Origin of the sequence: Rhodococcus sp. IEGM 1307 (genome assembly GCF_030056915.1) — a bacterium.
In the GTDB taxonomy this organism is placed as follows: Bacteria; Actinomycetota; Actinomycetes; order Mycobacteriales; family Mycobacteriaceae; genus Rhodococcus_F; species Rhodococcus_F opacus_D.
The window spans coordinates 69,665-91,798 of record NZ_JASHKW010000027.1; the positions used below are offsets into that span (position 1 = coordinate 69,665).

Annotated in this window: 22 protein-coding genes; 13 read left to right on the forward strand and 9 right to left on the reverse strand. The window is 68.0% G+C overall.

Going from position 1 to position 22,134, the window contains the following annotated elements; genetic code table 11:
- The first annotated feature begins 46 nt into the window (after positions 1 to 46).
- The 3 genes from QM841_RS37280 to QM841_RS37290 all read left to right on the forward strand — a co-directional run bounded on the left by QM841_RS37280 (position 47) and on the right by QM841_RS37290 (position 3,133).
- Positions 47 to 1,834, forward strand: coding sequence for an N-acyl-D-amino-acid deacylase family protein (locus tag QM841_RS37280; RefSeq protein ID WP_283335883.1), 1,788 nt, complete (start codon positions 47 to 49; stop codon positions 1,832 to 1,834).
- Positions 1,831 to 2,679 (forward strand): alpha/beta fold hydrolase, encoded by an 849-nt coding sequence (locus QM841_RS37285; RefSeq protein WP_280783641.1) that lies wholly within the window; start codon positions 1,831 to 1,833, stop codon positions 2,677 to 2,679. Before QM841_RS37280 ends, QM841_RS37285 begins: the two co-directional genes overlap by 4 nt.
- 106 nt (positions 2,680 to 2,785) lie before the next feature.
- Complete coding sequence (locus QM841_RS37290; protein ID WP_280783710.1) at positions 2,786 to 3,133, forward strand: helix-turn-helix domain-containing protein; 348 nt, start codon at positions 2,786 to 2,788, stop codon at positions 3,131 to 3,133.
- Positions 3,134 to 3,141: 8 nt separating this feature from the next.
- Here the strand turns inward: QM841_RS37290 and QM841_RS37295 are convergent, their stop codons facing one another.
- Complete coding sequence (locus QM841_RS37295; protein WP_005264590.1) at positions 3,142 to 3,726, reverse strand: ATP-dependent Clp protease proteolytic subunit; 585 nt, start codon at positions 3,724 to 3,726, stop codon at positions 3,142 to 3,144.
- Positions 3,727 to 3,730: 4 nt separating this feature from the next.
- On the reverse strand, positions 3,731 to 4,339 hold the full coding sequence (locus QM841_RS37300) for a ClpP family protease (protein WP_005568279.1): 609 nt from the start codon (positions 4,337 to 4,339) through the stop codon (positions 3,731 to 3,733).
- Positions 4,340 to 4,644: 305 nt separating this feature from the next.
- Between QM841_RS37300 and QM841_RS37305 the strand changes: the two genes are divergently transcribed.
- Positions 4,645 to 5,334 carry an arsenate reductase/protein-tyrosine-phosphatase family protein gene (locus tag QM841_RS37305; protein WP_283335884.1) on the forward strand — a complete coding sequence of 230 codons (690 nt, stop codon included), beginning with the start codon at positions 4,645 to 4,647 and terminating at the stop codon, positions 5,332 to 5,334.
- Here QM841_RS37305 and QM841_RS37310 read toward each other — a convergent pair.
- From QM841_RS37310 to QM841_RS37320, 3 genes are read right to left on the reverse strand one after another with little or no spacing between them, the layout of a single operon-like run.
- Positions 5,318 to 6,475 (reverse strand): sulfotransferase family protein, encoded by a 1,158-nt coding sequence (locus QM841_RS37310; RefSeq protein ID WP_283335885.1) that lies wholly within the window; start codon positions 6,473 to 6,475, stop codon positions 5,318 to 5,320. The two genes, QM841_RS37305 and QM841_RS37310, sit on opposite strands and share 17 nt — an antisense overlap.
- Positions 6,476 to 6,494: 19 nt before the next feature.
- Complete coding sequence (locus tag QM841_RS37315; protein WP_283335886.1) at positions 6,495 to 7,283, reverse strand: SDR family oxidoreductase; 789 nt, start codon at positions 7,281 to 7,283, stop codon at positions 6,495 to 6,497.
- Between the two features lie 5 nt (positions 7,284 to 7,288).
- Entirely contained in the window at positions 7,289 to 8,455 is a 1,167-nt protein-coding gene (locus QM841_RS37320) for a hypothetical protein (protein ID WP_280783637.1), read from the reverse strand.
- Between the two features lie 93 nt (positions 8,456 to 8,548).
- Between QM841_RS37320 and QM841_RS37325 the strand changes: the two genes are divergently transcribed.
- The 8 genes from QM841_RS37325 to QM841_RS37360 all read left to right on the forward strand — a co-directional run bounded on the left by QM841_RS37325 (position 8,549) and on the right by QM841_RS37360 (position 16,246).
- Positions 8,549 to 9,469, forward strand: coding sequence for a helix-turn-helix domain-containing protein (locus QM841_RS37325; RefSeq protein ID WP_283335887.1), 921 nt, complete (start codon positions 8,549 to 8,551; stop codon positions 9,467 to 9,469).
- Positions 9,470 to 9,589: 120 nt separating this feature from the next.
- Entirely contained in the window at positions 9,590 to 10,507 is a 918-nt protein-coding gene (gene cysD, locus QM841_RS37330; protein WP_065491817.1) for a sulfate adenylyltransferase subunit CysD, read from the forward strand.
- Entirely contained in the window at positions 10,507 to 12,357 is a 1,851-nt protein-coding gene (gene cysC / locus QM841_RS37335) for an adenylyl-sulfate kinase (protein WP_280783634.1), read from the forward strand. The genes cysD and cysC overlap by 1 nt, the downstream gene beginning before the upstream one ends.
- Positions 12,347 to 13,477, forward strand: a complete 1,131-nt coding sequence (locus tag QM841_RS37340; RefSeq protein WP_065491815.1) for a 3'(2'),5'-bisphosphate nucleotidase CysQ — start codon at positions 12,347 to 12,349, stop codon at positions 13,475 to 13,477. The genes cysC and QM841_RS37340 overlap by 11 nt, the downstream gene beginning before the upstream one ends.
- A complete protein-coding gene (locus QM841_RS37345) occupies positions 13,474 to 13,875 on the forward strand; it encodes a nuclear transport factor 2 family protein (protein WP_005252906.1) in 402 nt (133 codons plus the stop codon). Before QM841_RS37340 ends, QM841_RS37345 begins: the two co-directional genes overlap by 4 nt.
- A gap of 7 nt (positions 13,876 to 13,882) precedes the next feature.
- Entirely contained in the window at positions 13,883 to 14,533 is a 651-nt protein-coding gene (locus QM841_RS37350) for a formylglycine-generating enzyme family protein (RefSeq protein ID WP_283335888.1), read from the forward strand.
- Positions 14,534 to 14,613: 80 nt separating this feature from the next.
- A complete protein-coding gene (locus QM841_RS37355) occupies positions 14,614 to 15,606 on the forward strand; it encodes a phosphotriesterase family protein (RefSeq protein ID WP_283335890.1) in 993 nt (330 codons plus the stop codon).
- Between the two features lies 1 nt (position 15,607).
- Positions 15,608 to 16,246: a TetR/AcrR family transcriptional regulator gene (locus QM841_RS37360; RefSeq protein WP_283335891.1), complete on the forward strand. Its 639-nt coding sequence runs from the start codon at positions 15,608 to 15,610 to the stop codon at positions 16,244 to 16,246.
- A 7-nt stretch (positions 16,247 to 16,253) separates the two neighbouring features.
- On the opposite strand, the gene QM841_RS37365 is transcribed toward QM841_RS37360, so the two are convergent.
- Positions 16,254 to 16,880 carry a TetR/AcrR family transcriptional regulator gene (locus QM841_RS37365; protein ID WP_283335892.1) on the reverse strand — a complete coding sequence of 209 codons (627 nt, stop codon included), beginning with the start codon at positions 16,878 to 16,880 and terminating at the stop codon, positions 16,254 to 16,256.
- Between the two features lie 191 nt (positions 16,881 to 17,071).
- Here QM841_RS37365 and QM841_RS37370 point away from each other — a divergent pair, with 191 nt between their 5' ends.
- Positions 17,072 to 18,448 carry an MFS transporter gene (locus QM841_RS37370; protein WP_280783629.1) on the forward strand — a complete coding sequence of 459 codons (1,377 nt, stop codon included), beginning with the start codon at positions 17,072 to 17,074 and terminating at the stop codon, positions 18,446 to 18,448.
- Positions 18,449 to 18,500: 52 nt separating this feature from the next.
- Here the strand turns inward: QM841_RS37370 and QM841_RS37375 are convergent, their stop codons facing one another.
- From QM841_RS37375 to QM841_RS37385, 3 genes are all read right to left on the reverse strand, one after another.
- A complete protein-coding gene (locus QM841_RS37375; protein WP_283335893.1) occupies positions 18,501 to 19,484 on the reverse strand; it encodes a quinone oxidoreductase family protein in 984 nt (327 codons plus the stop codon).
- Between the two features lie 88 nt (positions 19,485 to 19,572).
- A complete protein-coding gene (locus QM841_RS37380) occupies positions 19,573 to 20,586 on the reverse strand; it encodes an NADP-dependent oxidoreductase (protein ID WP_009474199.1) in 1,014 nt (337 codons plus the stop codon).
- A 5-nt stretch (positions 20,587 to 20,591) separates the two neighbouring features.
- Positions 20,592 to 22,112 carry an AMP-binding protein gene (locus QM841_RS37385; RefSeq protein ID WP_283335894.1) on the reverse strand — a complete coding sequence of 507 codons (1,521 nt, stop codon included), beginning with the start codon at positions 22,110 to 22,112 and terminating at the stop codon, positions 20,592 to 20,594.
- Between the last annotated feature and the right edge of the window lie 22 nt (positions 22,113 to 22,134).

The following is a 22,134-nucleotide window of genomic DNA, read 5'->3' on the forward strand; positions in this document are numbered from 1 at the left end:
GATACGTAACCTCGGGTTACACATACCGAGTGTGAGGAGCGCAACAATGTCGGATTTCGATGTCGTCGTCAATGGTGGGCTGTGGTTCGACGGGACCGGATCCGCGCCCCGGCGGCGCAATCTCGGCATCCGCGACGGTGTCGTCGTCCGCGCATCGATCCGTCCGCTGCCCGTCGGGCCCGACACCGAGATCATCGATGCGGCAGGCAAATGGGTAGTCCCCGGGTTCGTGGACGTGCACACCCACTACGACGCGGAGGTGCTCGTCAGCCCCGGACTACCGGAATCGGTGCGACACGGCGTGACCACCGTCGTCCTCGGAAACTGCTCCCTGTCCACCGTGTACTCGACGCCGCGTGAATGCGCCGACCTGTTCAGCCGGGTCGAGGCCGTGCCACACGACTCCGTGCTCAGGATCCTGGACGAGAACAAGATCTGGCAGAGCCCGGCGGAGTACGTCGAGGCACTCGAATCGCTGCCGCTCGGCCCCAATATCGCCGGTTTCATCGGGCACTCCGACATCCGCACCCACGTGCTCGGCCTCGGCCGGGGCACCGACAAGCGGACCAAGCCGAGCGCCCGCGAACTCGAGCGGATGGGCGCGATGCTCACCGAGGCCGTGGACGCCGGCTTCCTCGGCCTGTCCTCGATGACAAATGCGCTCGACAAGATCGACGGCGACGAATACCGTTCGCGCTCATTGCCGTCCACGTATGCGCGGTGGAAGGAGTTCCGCTTCCTCAACCGCATCCTGCGCGAGCGAGGCAAGATCCTGCAGAGCGCGCCGACGATCAACCTGCACCCCAACATCGCGGGATTCTTCGCGGAGAGTTCGGGTCTGGGACGACGCAAGCCCCTCAAGACGTCGCTGCTGTCGGCCGCGGACTCGAAGGCCTACCCGCCGATCGTGTACTTCATGCTCGCCGCGGCGCCCCTGCTGAACCGCATCGCCAAGACCGACTTCAAGTGGCAGCACCTTCCGGTGCCGTTCACCGTCTACGCGGACGGCATCGACCTCGTGGTGTTCGAGGAGTTCGGCGCCGGCGCGGCGGCACTGCATCTCAAGGACCAGGTGGAGCGAAACGCCCTGCTGCAGGACGAGTCCTACCGACGCCGGTTCCGCAAGGACTACGACAACAAGTTCAGCCCCCGCATCTGGCACCGCAATTTCTACGACGCGGTGATCGTCGGGTGCCCCGACGAGGCGCTGATCGGCAAGACGTTCGGCGCGGTGGGCGACCTGCGTGGCGTCCACCCGGTCGACGCGTATCTCGATCTCGTCGTGAAGTACGGCACCGATCTGCGGTGGCGGACCACCATCGCCAACCATCGTCCCAAGTTCGCGAAGAAGCTCGCGGCCAGTTCCGGCGTACAGATGGGATTCGGCGACGCAGGTGCGCACCTGCGCAACATGGCGTTCTACAACTATCCGATCCGGTTGCTGAAGAAGGTCAAGGACGCGCAATCCGACCGCAAACCGTTCCTGTCCGTCGAGCGTGCCGTCCACCGGCTGACGGGCGAGCTGGCCGACTGGTACGGCATCGATGCCGGCCACCTGCGCGAAGGGGACCGCGCCGACCTCGTCGTCATCGATCCGGCGGGTCTCGACGCGACGGTGGACGGATTGTTCGAGGCCGAGGTCCCCGAGTACGGCGGTCTGCGCCGGATGGTGAACCGCAGTGACGGCGCGGCGGTCGCGACGGTGATCAACGGCAGGCTCGTCTACCGCGACGGGGAGTTCACCGGCGGGTTCGGCGCCACCAAGACAGGACGGTTCCTCCGCGCCGGAGCGTCGGCCGCAGACCACAGCGAGCGTGAGCCGGCCGTCCGATGAGCGGCACGGAACGGATCGGCACGTTCACCCGGGACGGGCTCGTGTTCGACGTTCGCGACGAGGGTCCGATCGACGGCACGCCGGTGGTGCTGTTACATGGATTTCCGCAGGACTCGCGGTCGTGGGACGAACTGGCGCCGCTGCTGCACCGGCGGGGATTTCGCACCCTCGCGCCGGACCAGCGCGGCTATTCGGCCGGGGCCCGGCCCCGCGCCCGCTGGGCGTACCGCACCGCGGAACTGGTCGCGGACGTCGTCGCGCTCATCGACCAGGCGGGCCTCGGGCCGGCACATGTCGTCGGGCACGACTGGGGCGCGGCGGTGGCCTGGGGAATCGCGGCGGAACGGCCCGACCGGGTTCGCACGCTCACGGCGCTGTCGGTGCCGCACCCGGCGGCGTTCGTGCGGGCGATGCTCACCAGTCGCCAGATCCTGAAGTCCTGGTACATGTTCGCGTTCCAGCTGCCGTGGATTCCGGAGCGGCTGATCACCCCGGACGGTTACGGCTACCGGGCACTGCTCGCCAGCGGCCAGTCTGCGGACGGGGCGAAGCGCGACCTGGAGCCCATGCGCGACCGGACGCGGGCCCGGGGCGCCCTGAACTGGTATCGGGCCATGCCGTTCACCGCACCCCGTTCGGCCTCCCGGAAGGTCCGGGTGCCCACGCTCTTCGTGTGGAGCGACGGCGACACGGCGATCGGGCCGGTAGGTCCCGAGCTGACCGCACGCTTCGTCGACGGCCCGTACACCTACGAGGTGTTCCGCGGCGTGAGCCATTGGATTCCGGACGAGGCGGCCGAGCGCGTCGACGAACTACTCGGCAACCACCTGCTCGATGAGTCGTGACGCCGATCGGTCCGTCCGCGCCCCGTCGCCGGGCGGTACTGATCGGCTGTCCGCTGTCGGTGAACGCCGCTCCGTCCGGGTGCGTCGTCTGGAAGACTCCGAAGGTATGGAAGCTCAGCGCAGACTGACGCTGGTGACGGCCGCTCCCGAGCAATCACGGGAGGAGCCGCTGGTGCGTGAGCTGTACGGGCGAGTGCTCCGCGAGGCCCGCCGGGACCAGGATCGGAGCCTCGAGGACGTCGCCGCCGCCGTCGGCATGTCGAAGCAGTACCTCTCCGAGATCGAACGCGGGAAGAAGGAGCCGTCGTCAGAAATGCTGCGCGCGGTGTGCGGCGCGCTCGGTCTGCCGGTGGAACACCTGCTGTTCCGGTCCGGGCGCCGGCTCGGCGCGGCGAACCGGAACCCGGCGACCAGGAGCGTGAACCGGCAGGTGCCCACGCTGCTCGCCGCGTAGCGTCCTCGTCAGGCCGCGACGAGCGTGTCGGCCAGGCCGTACTCGATGGCCTCCTCGGCTGTGAAGATGCGGTCCCGGTCGGTGTCCCGCCGCAGGCGTTCGACGGTCTGACCGGTGTGTTTGCTCAGGATCGCCTCGGTCTGCGAACGGACCCGCATGATTTCCGCGGCCTGGAGCGCCAGGTCGGAGATCGTGCCGTTGCCCTGTGTCGACGGCTGGTGCAGCAGCGTCCGGGAATGGGCCAGGACGTGGCGGTGTCCCTTGGTTCCGGCCGCCAGGAGCACGGCGGCGGCGGACGCGGCCTGACCCATGCAGTACGTGGCGATGGTCGGTCGGAGGAACTGCATCGTGTCGTAGATCGCGAGCATCGCGGTCGTGGAGCCGCCGGGCGAATTGATGTACAGACCGATCTCCTGATCGGAACTGTCCGCCTGGAGGTGGAGTAGCTGTGCCATCACGACATTGGCGACTCCGTCGTCGATCTCGGTGCCCAGGAAGACGATCCGCTCGTTCAGCAGTCGGCTGAAGATGTCGAACGACCGCTCGCCTGCCGGGGTGCGCTCGATGACGTGGGGAATGGTGTATTGGGACATGGCTTCACAATCCAATTCTCGGGGCGGTGGTGTGCGGGGCGATCTCGGCGAACGAGGACACGACGCGGTCGACGATCCCGTAGTCGCGGGCTTCGTCGGCGGTGAACCACCGGTCCCGGTCGCTGTCCTCGGCGATCTGCTCGACCGGATGCCCCGTCTCGGCGGCGAGGATCTCCTGCGACTGTCGTTTCATCCGTTCGAGGCTCTCGGCCTGGATGGCGATGTCGACGGCGGTGCCGCCGATGCCGGCCGAGGGCTGGTGCATCATGATGCGGCTGTGCGCCAGACTGATCCGTTTGCCGTGGGTGCCCGAGCACAGCAGTACCTGGCCCATGCTGGCGGCGAAACCCATGGCGACGGTCACCACGTCGTTGGGAACGAGCTTCATCGTGTCGTAGATGGCCAGGCCGGCGAAGACGGAGCCGCCCGGGGAATTGATGTACAGCACGATGTCGCGTTTGGGGTCGGCGGCCGCGAGCAGCACCAGTTCGGAGCAGGCCCGCTCGGCCATGGCGTCGTCCACCTCGCCGGTGAGGAGGATCGTGCGCTGACGAAATAGTCTGTCCGCCAACAGGTCGCGGTAGTTCAGGTCGGGTAGTGCGGCTGTGGTCATGCCTCCATTACTACCGCCGCGCCGGCGCCGGACCGGCACTTGTCTGCTGTGGGCAGACGACCCGTGCCGGGGAGGTTCCGAACCCCCGGCGACGGCGGGGCGCCCACCCCGGGAAGTGACGCAGATCGCATACGCGGCGACACTCCGGTGTCGACCGCGGTGAACTGGGCGTTCGTGATTCGACGTGACCGCGAGGAGTCCGAGGGGTGAACGACTCACCACGGGCAGGTGAACGTTCGAAACAGACCGCTCGGACAGTGGAATTGCCCGCGCGCGAAGGCGAAGTCGCTGGTTAGGGTGCCCTCATGCACGTTCTGTTCATCTGCAGCGGGAACGTCTGCCGCTCGCCGATCGCAGAGCGGCTGACGCACGCGTTCGCGCTTGCCCACGACCTGCCGCACCTCACCGCGGAGAGCGCCGGCGTCCGAGCCCTCGTGGGCTTTCCGATCGAACCCGTCGCCGCCCGCGTCATCGAAGGCCTCGGCGCGAGCGCCGACGGATTCCGAGCGCGCCGCCTTCGGCCCGAGATGATCAAACGCGCCGACCTCGTCCTCGCGATGACCGAGCAGATCCGGGACCGTTCGATGGAACTGCTCCTCGGGACGAGCCACTGCACGTTCACGCTTCGCGAGGCCCGCCGGATCGCCACCGACACCGGTGCCCGCACCGTCGCCGAACTCGCCATCGCGCGAAGGGAGTACGGCCCCATCGACGACGCGAACATCAGCGACCCCGTCGGCCTCGGCGAGGCGGCGTTCACGCACGTGGGAGATCGGATCGCCGCCGAACTGATGCCGCTGCTCGACGCACTCGACCTCGGCAGCGGCACGAAGATGCGGGAACCCGAACCAGAGCCCGAACCCGAACCAGAGCCCGAACCCGAGCCCGTACCGCTGCCGTCCCCGGTCGTCCACCTGCCGCTGTCGCCCAGGCCGCTGATCGCGGCGCGGGCGGCGTCGTCGATCCTCGACTATCCCGTCAGCTGGTCGCGCTGAACTGATAGTTGGCGAATCTCTCGTCCACCTGCTCGGCCGTCAGCCCGAATTCCTCGAGCGTGTACTTGTGGGACGGGCGGCGGTCGCCGCTGCGACTTTCGGCGTGCATCGCCTCCATCGCCGACTGGGCCGAGGAGCTGAGATCGAGCCCGAAGTGCGTGTAGACCCCTTCGACGGTGCCGAGGGGATCGGCCACGAATTCGTGGTAGTCGACGTCGATGAACTGAGCGGGGTCGTGCCGGGTGCGCGCCGCGGTGAACTGCTCGAGCCCCCGGGCCCACAGCTCGAGCTGGCTCTCACCGATGACGCTGCCCCGGAACTTCTCCGACCACCCTTCCGTCGCCTGTTCCGCCAGGCTGCACACCGACGGGACGATCGTGCGCGGCGGCCGGTGGGTCTGGATGATCAGGGCGTCCGGATAGACGGCGAGCAACTCGTCGAGCGCGAACAGGTGGCTGGGGTTCTTCAGCACCCAGCGGCGGTCCCGGTCGGGAAGCCCGATCAGCTGCAGGTTCTTCTTGTGCCGCTGATAGGCGTTGGTCCAGTCCTGGCCTTCCAGCCAGCGGGAGTACGTCGGGAGAGACGCCAGGCACTCGTAGGAGATCGACTTGAACGTCTGCCGCAGCAGCTGCCAGCACTCCTCGACCTCGCTCGCCGACATATAGTGCACGCCCATGAATTCGGGGCGTTCGATGTGGTGGCGGCTGAAGCCCTCCTCGATCTTCTGGAACACGGGATTCGATTCCCAGGTCTCGCGCGGCGGCCGGGGCTGGGGCATCTCGGTCAGCCACATCTCCAGGCCCTGATGCGACGGGTCCGCGGTGAGCAGCCGGTGCAGCGCCGTCGTTCCGGTGCGGGGAAGCCCGGTGACGAAGATCGGCCGCTCGATCCGCACGTCCGCGTGCTCGGGGTGCTGCTTCCACGCCGCCTCGCTCAGCAGCCGCGCCACCAGGGCGCCGCGGAGGAACACCCGCGACACCTTGCTGCCGAGCGGGGTCAGTTGCTCGTCGACGTGGTAGGAGTCCAGCAGGACGCCGAGGGCCTCGGTGTAGTCGTCCACGCCGAAGTCGGTGAGGCCGGTCAGGCGGGTGGCCGAGGCGTGAAGGTCCTCGACCGTCCCGACGGTGGTGCGCTCGCTCATGATGCTCCGGTTCTCGTCGCTAGTGATGGAATTCGCCGCAGTTGACGTCGAGGCACTGGCCGGTCACGGCGCTCGCCAGCGGTGAGGCCAGGAAGATCACGGCGTCGGCCACTTCCTCGGTGGTGGGGAGCCTCTTCAGGTCGGTGTTCGCGGCGGTGTGTTCGTAGATCTGCTCGACGGTCGTCCCGTACTTCTCGGCCTGGTGCGTGAAGTACTGCTTCAGCGTGTCACCCCAGATGTAGCCGGGGGCAACGGAATTGACGCGGATTCCCTGCGGTCCCAGTTCCGTGGCGAGCGACTGCGACGTCGCGAGCAGGGCGGATTTGGCCATCTTGTAGCTGCCGTACCGTTTCTGGGAGTGCCGGAGCACCATCGAGTTGATGTTCACCACCGCTCCGTTCGCGTCGGCGAGTGCGGGGGTGAACAGCTGGGTCAGCCGCAGCGCCCCGAGCACGGTCAGCTCGAAACTGCTGCGGATGTGGTCGAATTCCGTGCGGGCCAGCGGTTTCATCGACGGAACCGAGAACGCGTTGTTGATCAGCACGTCGACTTTGCCGTACGCGTCGACGGCCGCGGACACCAGATTCTCGGCAGACGCCTGATCCGTGATGTCGGTCGGGACGGTCACCGCGCGGCGGCCGACGGCGATGATCTCCTTGGCCACCTCGTCGAGACGCGATGCGGTGCGGGCGGCCAGCACCACGTCCGCGCCGGCGTCGGCGCAGCGGACGGCGAGGGTGCGGCCCAGGGCCGGTCCGACGCCGGAGATGACGACCACCCTGTCCTGCAGGAGTTGCGGAGTAGTCATGGCGCTCACCCCAGCATCCGGTCCGCGACCGCGGCCTGGCGTGCGGCGATGCGTGCGGCGAAGTCCTCGGGCGAGATCTTGTTGGAGTCGTAGTACGGCAGCGCCCGATGGATCTCGTCGAACTTCACGACCTCGATGCGGGGCCCGTCGTCCGGGGTCAGTTCGCGGGAGACGCGTTGCCAGCGGAACTGCAAGTACCCGCGGAGGTGCCCGACGGTGGCGATCCAGTTGGCCACGCCAGGATTGCGCTCGCTGACGACGAGACGGATGTGGTCGTCCGGATCCACCTGCGACTGGGCGACGTTCAGCGAGGTCTGGTGATTGACGTAGTCGAGGGAGATGTACCACATGCTGCCCAGCTGAAAACCCTGGTAGGGCACATCGGCTTTCGGGACGGTGATGACGATCGCCTCGTCGTCGGCGAGTTCGTAGTGCCCGACGGACGAGTACTGCGTGGCGAGGCCGCCCGGCGTCAGCCGCGGTTCGGTCATCGTGTTCACCGGCAGGTTCAGGTAGAACCACTCCGGGAACTGCAGCCACGTCTTCACCCGGGAGACGAGGGCTCTGCCCGCACGGGCATAACGCTTCTCGACGGCTTCCCGGGTGAGCGGCCCCGGAGCCGTACCCGTCGTATCCGCCCTGGCGATGCGGATGGTGCCGCGCTGCTGGCTCCAGTCGCTGTACACCTCCCGGACCACCAGTTGCGACGAACCCGGCGCGAGGGTGAAGTAGTTGCGCCTGCCTGCGCTCTCGTCGGGGCCGAATCGCACCTCGAACGAGCCGTCGGGGGCGATGTCGATCTCCCGGTCGTCGAACGCGGTGACGCTGCCGGGAACGTGTGCGGCCGTGTAGTTTCCGCTCAGCACCTGGAAGCTGAGGTCCGCGGTGGTGCCGCGCCGCCCGGTGACCACGTATTCGACGTCGTCGTTGATCCGGGCGCCGAAGTACAGCGTGTCGGGGTTGTCGAGGCCCATCTTCATGTACGGGCCGGTGCCCGAGATGAACGTCGGGTGCGACCGTTCGGTGGCCCAGGCCGCGTGCGTCGTGGCGAGAATGCCGCCGGCGAGGTACTGGTAGCCCTCCAGTAGATCCTGCTCGGTGCGGATGTGGGGGGCGCTCTCGATCAGTTTCTCGGCCTCGGCCATGGCGTCGGCGAATGGGTCGGTCAGCACACCGTGCTCCTCACGATGGGGGTGGTACAAATATGTACCTGCGTGGTAGAACGTTGATGAACCGAGAATAGAACGTGTTCTAAGGAGTGGTCAATGGGGCACGATGAGGCGCCCGACCGGGCGCAGGGCCGACGGTCGCCGCCCACCGAGCGTGTGGTGCAGGTGCTCGACTTCCTGGTGGCGCGGAAGGAGCACCGCTTCGGTTTGTCGGAGCTGGCCCGGCAACTCGACATCAGCAAGCCCACCTGCCTGGGAATCCTCACAGAACTGGCCCGCGGCGGCTATCTCGTCCGGGATCCCGCCACGAAGACGTACGGCCTCGGGCCCGCCCTCATCGCGGCCGGCCGCGCGGCGCAGCAAGGATTCGCGGCCGGGCCGGTGGCACGCAGGCACCTCGCCGTGCTCAGTGAGAAATTCCGGACGACGTGCACGGCGTCGGCGGTGGTCGGCGACCGCATCGCCGTCCTGGAGTTGACGAGTCCGCCGGGTGTGCGGGCCGCCGCCAAGGTCGGGGAGATGTACCCGTTCGCGCCGCCGGTCGGCCTGATGTACGTGCTGTGGGACGGCGACGACGCGCTGCAGTCGTGGTTGCGGCGGGAGCCGACCCTGCCGGTGCGCCTCGACCGCGACCGGTTGCGCACGGTGGTGGACGAGTGCTCCCGGACCGGGTATCTCGTGGAGACGCTCACTCCGGTCGGCCAGCGCCTGCACACGCTCATGGCCGGCGTCGCCGCGCACGACCTGCCGCCGGAGTTGCGCGACGTGCTCGGTGAGATGGTGTCCAGCCTGGGGGAGCGGGTGTACCTGGACGCCGAACACGCGGACCCCGCCGCGCCGCACCCCGTCAGTCTCATTGCCGCGCCGACATACGACGCCGAGGGTCATCAGGCCATGGTTCTGACGCTCTATGTGGGCGCCGAACTCGCGCCGTCCGACATCGCGCGGCGGGGCAAGGCTCTCGCTGCGGCCGCGGACGCGATCACCGCGGAGGTGGGCGGCCGCCGACCGCGGTGACACAGGGGCATTGACCACAATCTGAAACACGTTCTATTCTCGGAGGTGCAATCATTTTCGACCGAGCTGGTCCAAATATGGACCAGTGACCGGTAAGGCACTCGCGACGAGGAATCGCCCATGACCGCACCGCCCGTGTACGAGTTGTCCCACCTCGGCGCACTCGAAGCCGAAGCCGTGCACATCTTCCGAGAAGTGGCCGCCACGTTCGAGCGTCCGGTTCTGCTGTTCTCCGGCGGCAAGGACTCGGTGGTCATGCTCCACGTGGCCGCCAAGGCGTTCTGGCCGGCACCTCTCCCGTTCGCCGTCATGCACGTCGACACCGGCCACAACTTCGACGAGGTCATCGAATTCCGCGACCGGACCGTCCAACACCTCGACCTGCGGATGGTGGTGTCCAGCGTGCAGGACGACATCGACGCAGGCCGCGTCAGCGAGGAGACGGGTCCGCGGGCCAGCCGCAACCGGCTCCAGACCACGGCGCTGCTGCGCGGGATCCGGGACAACGGTTTCGACGCCGTCTTCGGCGGCGCCCGCCGCGACGAGGAGAAGGCCCGCGCGAAGGAACGGGTGTTCAGCTTCCGCGACGAGTTCGGGCAGTGGGATCCGCGGGCGCAGCGCCCCGAGTTGTGGAGCCTCTACAACGGCAGGCACCGCAAGGGGGAGCATATCCGGGTGTTCCCGCTGTCGAACTGGACCGAACTCGACATCTGGCAGTACATCAGCGAGGAGAAGATCGAACTGCCGCCCCTGTACTATGCGCACCGCAGGGAGGTCGTGCCGCGCGACGGAATGCTGTTGGCGCACACCCGGTTCCTGACCCTGCTCCCCGGTGACGAGCCGTACGAGGCCCTCGTCCGATTCCGGACCGTCGGCGACGCCACGTGCACGGGCTGCGTCGAATCGTCGGCAACCACCGCCGCGGCCGTGGTCACCGAGGTCGCCGCGAGCAGGCTGACCGAGCGCGGGGCGACCCGGGCCGACGACCGGATCTCCGAGGCCGGCATGGAAGACCGCAAGAAGGAAGGGTACTTCTGATGCCGCAGCTACTCCGGGTCGCGACCGCGGGCAGCGTCGACGACGGCAAGTCCACCCTGATCGGCCGGCTGCTGTACGACTCGAAGGCAATCTTCGAGGATCAGCTCGAGGCGGTCGAACGCACCAGCCGCGAGCGGGGCGACGAGCACGCCGACCTGGCACTGCTCACCGACGGTCTGCGCGCCGAACGCGAGCAGGGCATCACCATCGACGTCGCGCACCGCTACTTCGCCACACCGCACCGCAAGTTCATCATCGCGGACACGCCGGGGCACGAGCAGTACACCCGGAACATGGTGACCGGCGCGTCCACCGCCGACTTGGCCCTGATCCTCGTCGACGCCCGCAAGGGGATTCTCGAGCAGACGCGCCGCCACGCGTTCATCGCCAGCCTCCTCGGAATTCCCCACCTCGTGCTGTGCGTCAACAAGATGGATCTCGTCGGGTGGTCCGAGGACCGGTTCGAGGAGATCAAGGAGGAGTTCCGGCAGTTCGCGATCAAACTCGAGGTCCACGACCTCACGTTCATCCCGGTGTCGGCACTGCGCGGCGACAACATCGCGCAACGCACCGTCAACATGCCGTGGTACGAGGGCGCGTCGCTGCTGCACTACCTCGAGCAGGTCCACGTGGCATCCGACCGCAACCTCATCGACGCGCGGTTTCCGGTGCAGTACGTGGTCCGGCCGCAGCGCCGGACCGATTCCGCGCTGCACGATTTCCGTGGGTACGCGGGCACGGTCGCCAGCGGCGTGTTCAAGCCGGGCGACGAGGTGGTGGTACTGCCGTCCGGATTCACCTCCACCGTCAGCGCCATCTGGGGTCCCGGCGGAACCCGCCTCGACGAGGCGTTCGCACCGTCGGCGGTGTGCGTGCAGCTCGCCGACCAGCTGGACGTGAGCCGCGGAGACGTGCTGTGCCGCCCCAACAACCGTCCGCTCGTCGGGCAGGAACTCGACGCGATGGTCTGCTGGTTCAGCGAACAGTCCTCGCTGACGCCGGACGCGCGGTACACGCTGCTGCACACCACCCGCGCCACCAGGGCGTCCGTCGTGCGGCTCGACTACCGCCTCGACGTGAACACCCTGCACCGCGACGAGTCCGCACAGTCGCTCTCGCTCAACGAGATCGGCCGTATCCAGTTGAGGACGTCGCAGCCGCTGATGTTCGACCCGTACCGCCGCAACCACGTGACGGGCAGTTTCATCCTCGTCGACGAGTCGACCCACAACACCGTCGCCGCCGGCATGATCACCGGGCCGACGCTGTCGCGTTCGAAGGTGGTGTGGCACGCCGCGGCCGTCTCGCGGGACGAGCGGGCGACGCGGGGTCGCACGGTGTGGCTGACGGGACTGTCGGCGTCGGGAAAGTCGACGGTCGCGGTGGAACTCGAGCGACGCCTGGTCGCGGCCGGGGTGCCCGCCTACCGGCTGGACGGCGACAACCTACGTCACGGTCTCAACGCCGACCTCGGTTTCAGTGCCGAGGACCGCGCCGAGAACGTGCGCCGCGTCGGCGCCGTGGCACAACTGCTCGCCGACTCCGGGGTGGTCGCGATCGCGTCGCTGATCAGCCCGTACCGCGCCGACCGGGACCGCGTCCGGGAGCAGCACCGGGCTGCCGGCCTCGACTTCGTCGAGGTGTTCGTCGACACGCCGGTAGAGCAGTGCGAGGCGCGGGACCCGAAGGGCATGTACGCGAAAGCCCGCGCGGGGGAGATCACCGGATTTACCGGGGTCGACGACCCGTACGAGGCCCCGGAGAACGCCGAACTCGTCCTCCGGCCCGGGGACGGCACGCCGACCGAACAAGCCGAGAGAATTATGGAATTGTTGAGACGTGATCACTGACGCACGACTCGCGGCCGACATCGCCTCCGGTGCCGGTGCCCTGCTGCTGGACATCCGCACCGCGGGACTCGGATCGGCGGACGGTCGTGAACTGGGCAGGCGCGGCGACGTCGCCGCCGACGCGTTCATTCTCGGCAAGCTCTCCGCGGAGCGACCCGACGACGCGATCCTCTCCGAGGAGTCGGCCGACGACAGGTCGCGCCTGGAGAGTTCCCGGGTGTGGATCATCGACCCGCTCGACGGTTCCAAGGAGTACGGACTGCCCGGTCACTCGGACTGGGCGGTGCACGTCGCGCTGTGGGAACGCGGTCGGGGGATCACGGCGGCAGCGGTCGCGCAACCGGCGCTGGGCGCGGTGTATGCCAGTGACGACGACAGCCACGCGGTGCATACCGAACAACTCCCGGCACGGCCCCGGATCGTCGTGTCCGCCAGCAGGCCGCCTGCCTTCGTCGACGCCGTCGCGACGGAGATCGGCGCCGAGGTCACCACCATGGGTTCGGCCGGAGCGAAGGCGATGGCGGTGCTCCGCGGAGACGTGGACGCCTACATCCACTCGGGCGGTCAGTGGGAATGGGACTCGGCCGCGCCCGTCGGCGTCGCCGAGGCTGCGGGCCTGCACTGCTCGCGGATCGATGGAACCCCGTTGGACTACAACGAGTCCCACCCCTATCTGCCCGACCTCCTGATCTGCCGGCCGGAGCTGGCTCGGCCGCTGCTCGCCGCGATCGCGACACATGCCACCGACACGGCCGACAGCGGCCGGGTCGCGATGGCCCGGGCCTACATCGATGCACTGGTCAGCCACGACGCCACCAAGGTGCGTCTCGCGGACAACGCCTGGCGGGTGGAGAACGGGCAGCACACGGGCGAATCGGGGGCGTTCATCCGGGACGAACTCGAGAACGGCCTGCAGTATCAGGCCATCCAGGCCGTGCGCGAACTCTCCTTCCACGAGTGGGGCGACAACGTGGTGGCCCGGTTCGTGCTCGACCTCGGGGCCACGCCCACCGAGGTGACGTCCGTCCGGATCACGGAACATTTCGACATCCCGGCCGGGGCGATCCAGTCCGTCATGGCCATCATCGAACCGTCCGCGATCGAAAGGGAGAACCGATGACCCCGGATCAACTGGTCACCCAATTCTGTGCCGAGTGGATCGAGCCCGATCCGGCGAAGATCGCGGAGTATTTCGCGGAAGACGCCGTCTACCACAATATTCCGATGGAACCCGTCATCGGGCGTGACGCGATCCGTGAGTTCGTCGCCGGCTTCATCGCGGCCTTCGGCGGAATCGACTTCCGGGTGCACCGGCAGGTCACCGACGGCGGGCAGAGTCCCAACGCCGAGGAATCGAGCGGCGTGGTGATGAACGAGCGGATCGACGTGTTCACGCTGAACGGCAACGTCGTCGAACTGCCCGTCGTCGGCGTCTTCGAGATCACCGACGGCAAGATCACCACCTGGCGCGACTACTTCGACATGGCGCCGATCCAGGCTGCTGCCGGCGGTGGATAGCGGCCCGATGATCGCCGTCCCGGCCGGGCAGGTCACGCTGTCGGATCGGCGAACCACCCGCAGCTGGAGCGTCGAGCTGAATGCCTTCGAGATCGCCGTCCACCCTGTGACGCAGGGAGAGTACGCCGAGATCACCGGCGAGTGGCCGGGCACGACGCGGGGAACGCGGCTGCCGGTCGACGGAGTGTCGTGGCGGGACGCGATCCTGTTCTGCAACACCCTGTCCGAGCGCGGCGGGCTCGCCGCCGCCTATCGCGTGACCGGCGACGACGTCGTGTGGGACACCACGGCCGACGGGTACCGGCTTCCGGCCGAGGCGGAGTGGGAACGCGCCTGCCGGGCGGGCACCACGGGTCCGCGGTACGGCCCGCTCGACGCGATCGCGTGGTACCGCGGCAACTCCGACGGCCGGTCGCGGGACGTGGGCGGGAAGCACCCGAACGCCTGGGGCCTGCACGACACCCTGGGCAATGTGTGGGAGTGGTGCTGGGATCTGTACGACCCCGAGGTGTACGGCACGTACCGGGTGCTGCGCGGCGGTGGGTGGTTCGACGAGCACTGGAGTTGCCGTGCCTCCGTGCGTCGGCGCAGTCACCCGACCTATCGCATCGACGACGTCGGATTCCGTCTCGCCCGGGGCGTATTCACTCCTGACTAAATGTTGACGTCAGGTTCAAGTTAGCTCTACGCTGAGCTCGGGAGTATGACGACGGTCACACCCGGAGAGGGCGAGTCTGCATGAGCCAGATCAACACGGTCCGCGGACCGATCGACAGCGCCGAACTCGGACGCACCTACATGCACGAGCACGTGTTCGTGCTTACGCCCGACGTGCAGCAGAACTACCCGGACGAGTGGGGGAGCGAGGACGAGCGGGTCGCCGACGCCGTCACCAAACTGCGCGCGCTGGCGGAGCAGGGTGTCCGGACCATCGTCGACCCCACTGTCGTCGGCCTCGGCCGGTACATTCCGCGCATCCAGCGGGTCGCGGAACAGCTACCCGAGCTGAACATCGTTGCGGCAACGGGGCTGTACACCTACGACGACGTGCCGTTCTTCTTCCACTACCGCGGTCCGGCGCTGGATGCGATCGTCGGTGCCGAGGTCCCCGACCCGATGGTGGACATGTTCGTGAAGGACATCGAAGAGGGGATCGGCGACACCGGGGTCCGCGCGGGACTGCTCAAGTGCGCGATCGACCACCAGGGGCCCACGCCCGGTGTCGAGCGGGTGATGCGGGCCGTCGCGAAGGCACATCGGCGCACCGGCGTGCCCATCACCGTGCACACCCACCCCGGTAGTGAGGCCGGAGTGCACGTCAAACGTGTGATGTGCGACGAGGAGGGGGTGCGGCCGGACCGGATCGTGCTCGGGCACAGCGGAGACAGCACCGACATCGAGCATCTGACCAGCCTCGCCGAGGCCGGCTTCGTCCTCGGGATGGACCGGTTCGGGATCAACCTCGAGACGACGTTCGAGGCCCGTGCCGACACGCTCGTCGAGATGTGCCGCCGGGGATTCGCGGGGCAGATGGTCCTGTCGCAGGACGCCTCCTGCTACATCGACTGGATCGACCCCGCCCTGATGTCCGCGCTCCCGCAGTGGCACTACCTGCACATCGAGAACGACGTGCTGCCCTACGTCCGCGAGCGGGGTGTCACCGAGAAGATGATCACCGAGATGCTGGTCGAGGTGCCTCGGCGATACTTCGAGAACGTCGACCCCTACTGACATGTCGCGCCCGCGAATCGCACCCACACCCCCGGTCACGGCCCGGGGCGTCCGCACCCGAGATCGTCTCGTCGCCGCCGCCCGGGTCGTGTTCGAGCGCGAGGGGTACCTCGACGCCCGTCTCGTCGACATCAGCAAGGAGGCCGGACTCTCGACCGGATCGTTCTACACCTACTTCACCAACAAGGAGGAGGCGTTCGCGGCGGTCGTCGAGGTGACGCAGAACGACCTGCTGCATCCGGGCATGGGACGGGTCGCGGACGAAGGCGACGTGCACGCGGTGGTGGAGGCGAGCATCCGCGCCTACCTGCACGCGTGCCGCCGGAATGCGCGACTGCTGGCCCTGCTCGAGCAGGTCGCGCACGTCGACCCCGCATTCCGTGAACTGGAACGCTCACGGGACGAGACGTTCTACCGCCGCAACGCGCGGGCGATCGCCGATCTGCAGGACCGCGGTCTCGCCGACGCGTCGCTCGACCCGATGCTGACGTCGAAGGCGTTGTCCGCCATGGTCGGAAGGATGGCCTACAGCTATTTCGTCGGACCGCCGAGCGAGCGGAGATCGCTCACGTTCGAGCAGTTGACCGCCGGACTCGCGCGGATGTGGACGAACGCGCTACGCGTCCCCGACCGCATGTGAGGAGCTGTCAGTAGCCGGGTGCGTGGAGGATGCGCAGAACGAGGTCGGCGTTGATGTCGCCCAACTCCTCCGGTGTGAATTCGCCGTCGGGGCTGTACCACCGGCAGATGTCCACCGCGAGCGACATGATCGCCAGAACCGCGACGCGGGGGTCGGGGATCAGGAACACCCCCTGATCGATCCCGTTCTGCACCTCCCGGATTGCCGCCACCCGGATCTGGAGCCGGGTCTCGGCGACCACCTCGCGGTGTTCGGGGTCGAGATGCCTGCTCTCGTACTGGGCGATGCGGGCGCGGCGGAAGTTCCGGGCGTGCATGATGCTGAACTCGCGGACCAGTGCCCGGACACGGTCGATGGGGTCGGTGAACGGCGCCACGGCCTCCAGCACCAGCGCGAGCGCGCGTTCGTTCGACCGGCGGACGAGCTGGAACAGCAGATCCTCCTTGGAGGGGAAGTGCACGTACATCGCGGAGGGGCTCATCCCGGCCATGGTGGAGATGTCCCTCGTGCGGGTGGCTTCGAAACCCTTGTCGGAGAACAGTGTCGTCGCCGCCCGGAGCAGGCGTTCCTCGGATGTCGGCGGACCCGGGCTCGGCTCCTCGGTCGCGGACACGTCGTCTCGCAGTTCGGTCATCGGTGGTCCTCTCCGCCGTTTCGAGCTTCGTCCGCACCGGCGGATCCGGCAAGATCAATCCCCTCGAGTGATTGACATCACACAGCTATTCAAACACACTAAGCAAGCGCTCACTGACTTGAAGTTGGCGTCATGTTCTGAAAAGTCTCATTCCCACATCCATACGAAGACCTATCTCGAGGAGTGATCGGATGACTACATCCGCGGTGCAGCCGAGTAAGGACGCAGCCGGCGACACAGCCGTCTCGCGCAAGCGTGCGCATCGGAAACTGCTTGCGGCGGGGCTCGTCGGCAGCTCGATCGAGTGGTACGACTTCTTCCTGTACGGAACCGCTGCGGCACTGGTCTTTCCCCACGTCTTCTTCCCCGACTCGTCGGCGTTGATGGGCACCCTGCTCTCGTTCAGCACGTTCTGGGCGGGTTTCGTCGCACGCCCACTCGGCGGCCTCGTGGCCGGGCACTTCGGCGACAAGTACGGCCGCAAGCCGGCCGTCGTCACCTGCCTGCTGTTCATGGGACTGGCGACGTTCCTCATCGGCTGCCTTCCGGGTGCCGCGACCATCGGCGTCGCGGCCCCGATCCTGCTGGTGGCCCTGCGGTTCGTCCAGGGCCTCGCCTGCGGTGGTCAATGGGGCGGGATCGTCCTGCTGCTGACCGAATCGGCGAGCCCGAAGCGCCGGGGATTCTCCGGGACCTTCGGCCAGATGGGCGTCTCCTTCGGCGTCCTGCTCGGCAACCTCGTGTTCCTCGGCGCCACCGCGGCGATCTCGAACGAGGCGTTCCTCAGCTGGGGCTGGCGGATCCCGTTCTTGGCGAGCGCACTGCTGTTCCCGGTTGTGCTCTACATCCAGACCAAGGTCGAGGACACCCCCGAATTCCGGGACCTGCAGGAGGAGGCGCAGAAGAAGAACAAGACCGTCGTCCGCGCACCGCTGACGGAGGCGATCAAGGAACACTGGCGCAAGATCCTGCTCGGCTGCGGCCTGCTCGCGGCCACCAACTCCCTGTTCTACATCTCCATCGCCGGCGTGCTCAGCTACGGCACCGCGGAACTGGGAATGAAGCGCAACGACCTGCTCGCGATCTCGCTGCTCAGCGCCGGACTCACGGTCGGTGTCGTGCTGTGGTCCGGGCACATGTCCGACAAGATCGGGCGCAGGCCGATGATCCTGATCGGCGCGGCGATGATCATCGTGTGGGCGTTCCCGTACTTCTGGCTGATCAACACCCGGAACCTGCTGCTGTTCTTCATCGCCGTCACGGTCGGCAGCGTCTTCCAGTCCATGACCTACGGGCCGATCGCCGCATACATGGGTGAACTGTTCGCGCCCAACGTCCGGTACTCGGCGGCGTCCCTCGCGTACCAGCTGGCGGCGATCACGGTGAGCGGCGGCACTCCGTTCATCATGACCGCGCTGATTGCCAAGACCGGAACCACCACGTTCGTCGCCGTCTTCGTCGCACTGATGGGGCTGGTCACGTTCCTCTGCGCGTGGAAGCTCCGCGAGACCAACACCGCCGAGGTCCGGAACGATCCCACCGCCGTACCCGGCGCCCAGTTCTACTAGCCGGGACTACCGGGCGGCGTGGGGTGGCTGGCATCCAGCCACCCCACAGCCGTCAGTCCGGCACCGTCAGCACGATCCGGCCCTCGCAGTCCCCGGATTCGAGCAGGCGGTGCGCCTCGGCGGCCTGCGCCAGCGGCAGCGTGGTGTGCGGCATGCTCACCGCGCCCGCGGCCACCCACTCGATCGCGCGGCGCGCGGCGGCCTCCGCGGCAGTCGGATCCTGCATCAGCAGTCCGCCGACGTTGAAACCCAGGACGGCGCGGTTGGCGAGCCACAACTCGTTGGCACCGACCTTCACGTCGTCCTCTCCGCTCGCATTGCCCACGGCGAGAAGCCGGCCCAGCGGCGCGAGCACGTCGAGACTCTCGGCGCGCAACCGGCCGCCGACCGGGTCCACGACGATGTCCACCGAATCGATGCCCGCGTCCGACAGGGCGCTGGGAAATCCGTTGCTCGACACCACCAGGTCGTATCCGTACCGCTCGGCCTCCGCCGCACGCCGGGAGGACCGGACCGTGCCCAGCACCTGCGCGGCGCCGAGCCGACGGGCCACCTGTGCGGTGATGCCCGAGAGGGCACCTGCGGCGCCGTGGATCAGCACCTGGCTTCCCGGACCGACATTGCCCACGAGTTCCAGTGACAGCAGCGCCGTGGTCGTGTTCGGGACCACCGCCACCGCCTCGGCGGCATCGAGGCGAGGGTCGACGGAATCCAGCGGGATCGTGATGGCCGCATCGGCCACCGACACTTCGGCATAGCCGCCCGCGGTGGGGCGAGAGAGCGTCACGACGGGCTGGCCGACCCGCAGATGATGCACGCCGGCACCGACTTCCCGCACCGTTCCCGCCACCTCGAGGCCGGGCACGATCGGTGGTGTCCCGCCGAATTCACCACGCCGCATGAGGACGTCCGCCAACCCGACCGCCGCGTGCGACACATCGATACTCACCTGGCCGGGCCCCGGCTCCGGAACGGCGAGGTCGGCCGCCTCGAGGACGTCTACCGCGCCGAAGCGTGAAATGGTGATCGCGCGCATGCCTACCTCGTCATCTCGTCGTCGCACGGGTACGGCCGCCACCGTAGTACGGTGACGGCCGCGGCGAGCCCTCCGGGCGGGTGTGCTGTCAGTGGTCGCCGATCTCCAGCACGAGCTTGCCGGTGTTGGCGCCGTCGAACAGCAGATTGAGTGTGCGGCCGAAGGCCTCGACGCCGCCGGTCTCGACCTGCTCGCGGGTCACGATCTCCCCGGCGCGGATCCACTCCGACATCGCCTCCATCCCCTCGGGGAACCGGTCGAGGTAGTCGAACACGATGAACCCGGTCATCGACGCCCGGTTGACCAGCAGCGACAGGTACCGGGACGGGCCGGGCTGCGGGTCGGTGGCGTTGTATCCGGAGATCGCACCGCACAGCGCGACCCGGGCGTTCTTGCGGAGCCGGGCCAGTGCGGCGTCGAGGATCTCGCCGCCGACGTTGTCGAAATAGATGTCGATTCCGTCCGGGGCCGCGGCGCGCAGCGCCTTCCCGACCGATTCGGATTTGTAGTCGATCGCCGCGTCGAAACCCAGATCCTCGGTCAGCCACGCACACTTCTCCGGGCCGCCGGCGATGCCGATCACGGTGGCGCCCTTCAGCTTGGCGATCTGCCCGGCGATACTCCCGACCGCTCCGGCCGCCCCCGAGATGAGCACGGTGTCGCCCTTCTCCAGCTTGCCGACATCGGTGAGGCCGAAATAGGCGGTCATGCCGGGGAAACCGAGCGCGCCCAGCCACGTCGGTGCCGGGGCGAGCGACTCGTCGACGGCGAGAGCGCCGCGGCCGTCGGAGAGCGCGAACTCCTGCACACCGAACTGCCCGGAGACGAGCTGTCCCTCCGGGAACTTCGCGTTCTTCGACGCCACCACCCGGCCGACGGCGTGGGTGCGCATCACCTCACCGATCGCCACCGGCGGCACGTACGACTTCACGTCGTCCAGCCACCCGCGCATCGCGGGGTCGAGCGACACGTAGTCCACCTTCACGGTGAATTCGCCGTCCGCGGGTTCGGGAATCGGTTCCGATGTGATCTCCCAGGTGGAGTCGTCGGGACGGCCGACCGGGCGCTTCGCCAGTCGGACCTGCCTGTTCACGGATGTCACGGTGTTCACCTTTCGGGTACTTCTGCGGTCAGTGCGTCGTTCTTCAGTGCGGTCCGGTCGATCGACCGCTTGAGGATCTTTCCGGTCGACCCCTTCGGGAGGGAATCGACGATCGCGACGATCCGGGGAATCTTGTATGCGGACAGTCGCTCTCGCGCCCAGCTGGTCAGTTCGCCGCCGTCCAGGCCGGAACCGGGGACGGTGGCCACGACCGCGGCCACCTCCTCGCCGTAGTGATCGTCGGGAACACCCACGACGGCGGCCTCGAGGATGTCGGGGTGTGTGTACAGCACCTCCTCGACTTCGCTCGGGTACACGTTGTAGCCGCCGCGGATGATGAGGTCCTTCACCCGGTCGACGATGCGCAGATCCCCGTCCGCATCGATCTCGCCCAGATCCCCCGTGCGCAGCCAGCCGTCCGAGTCCAGGACGGCTGCGGTGTCGGACGGCCGGTTCCAGTAGCCCTTCATCACGGTCGCCCCCTTCACGAACACCTCACCGACGGTGCCGGGAGGGCAGGCGGTGTCGTCGTGGTCCCGCACCTCGACCTCCAGCCGGGGCACCGCGCGTCCGGTGTAGCCGATCTTGCCGCCGCGGTCGATGTCGTTGAACGTGCCGAACGCGGTGGTCTCGGTGAGCCCGTATCCCTCGAGGATGGTGCACCCGAAGCGGGACTCGAATTCGCGGGCCACTTCGCCCGGCAGCGACGCGCCCCCGGAGATGGCGATGCGGAGTTGCGTGAAGTCCTGCGAGTCGGCGCCGTCCGCGGCGTGGAGCATCGCGTTCCACATCGTCGGCACCCCGGCCATGATCGTGAGCCGGTCGCGTCGCAGGAGGGCGAGCATCGCGGCCGGGTCGAACCTCGCCAGCAGCGACAGCGACCCGCCGCCCGTGAACGTCGCCATCATGACCGAGGCCTGGCCGAAGACGTGGAAAAGGGGAAGCCCGGTGCCCGTCCGGTCGTCGCCGGAACCGCGACTGCATTCGGCGCCGATCTCACCGCCGGACAACAGGTTCCCGACCGTCAGCTCCGCGCCCTTCGGCCGCCCGGTGGTGCCCGACGTGTAGAGGATGGCGGCGGTGTCGTCGCGGCTCCGCTCGACGACGGGAACCGGCTCGGCGTCCGGTGTGGCGGCGTCGGGTGCGAGCGTCCAGGCGGGGATGTCCAACGCCGACGCGGCGTCGCCGATCGCGGGCTCGAGTTCGTGCCACACGATGGCGAGCGCGGCGCCGGCGTCGGCGAGGACGTACTCGGTCTCGGGCCGGGTGGACATCGTGTTCACCGGGACGACGACGCACCCCGCCGCCTGAATTCCCAGATACGCCACCACGAATTCGGGCACGGAGGGTGCGGCCAGGAGGACTCTGCTGCCGGGGGACAGGCCCGCTCGGGTGAGTGCGCCCGCATACCGGGTGCTCGCGTCGCGCAACTGTCCGTAGGTCAGGGTGCTGTCCGCGCCCCGTAGTGCGATGTTGCCGGGAGTGGCGTCCGCGTGGCGGGACACCGGATCGATCACATTTGCCATGTCGTCAACCTCCGACGCGGTA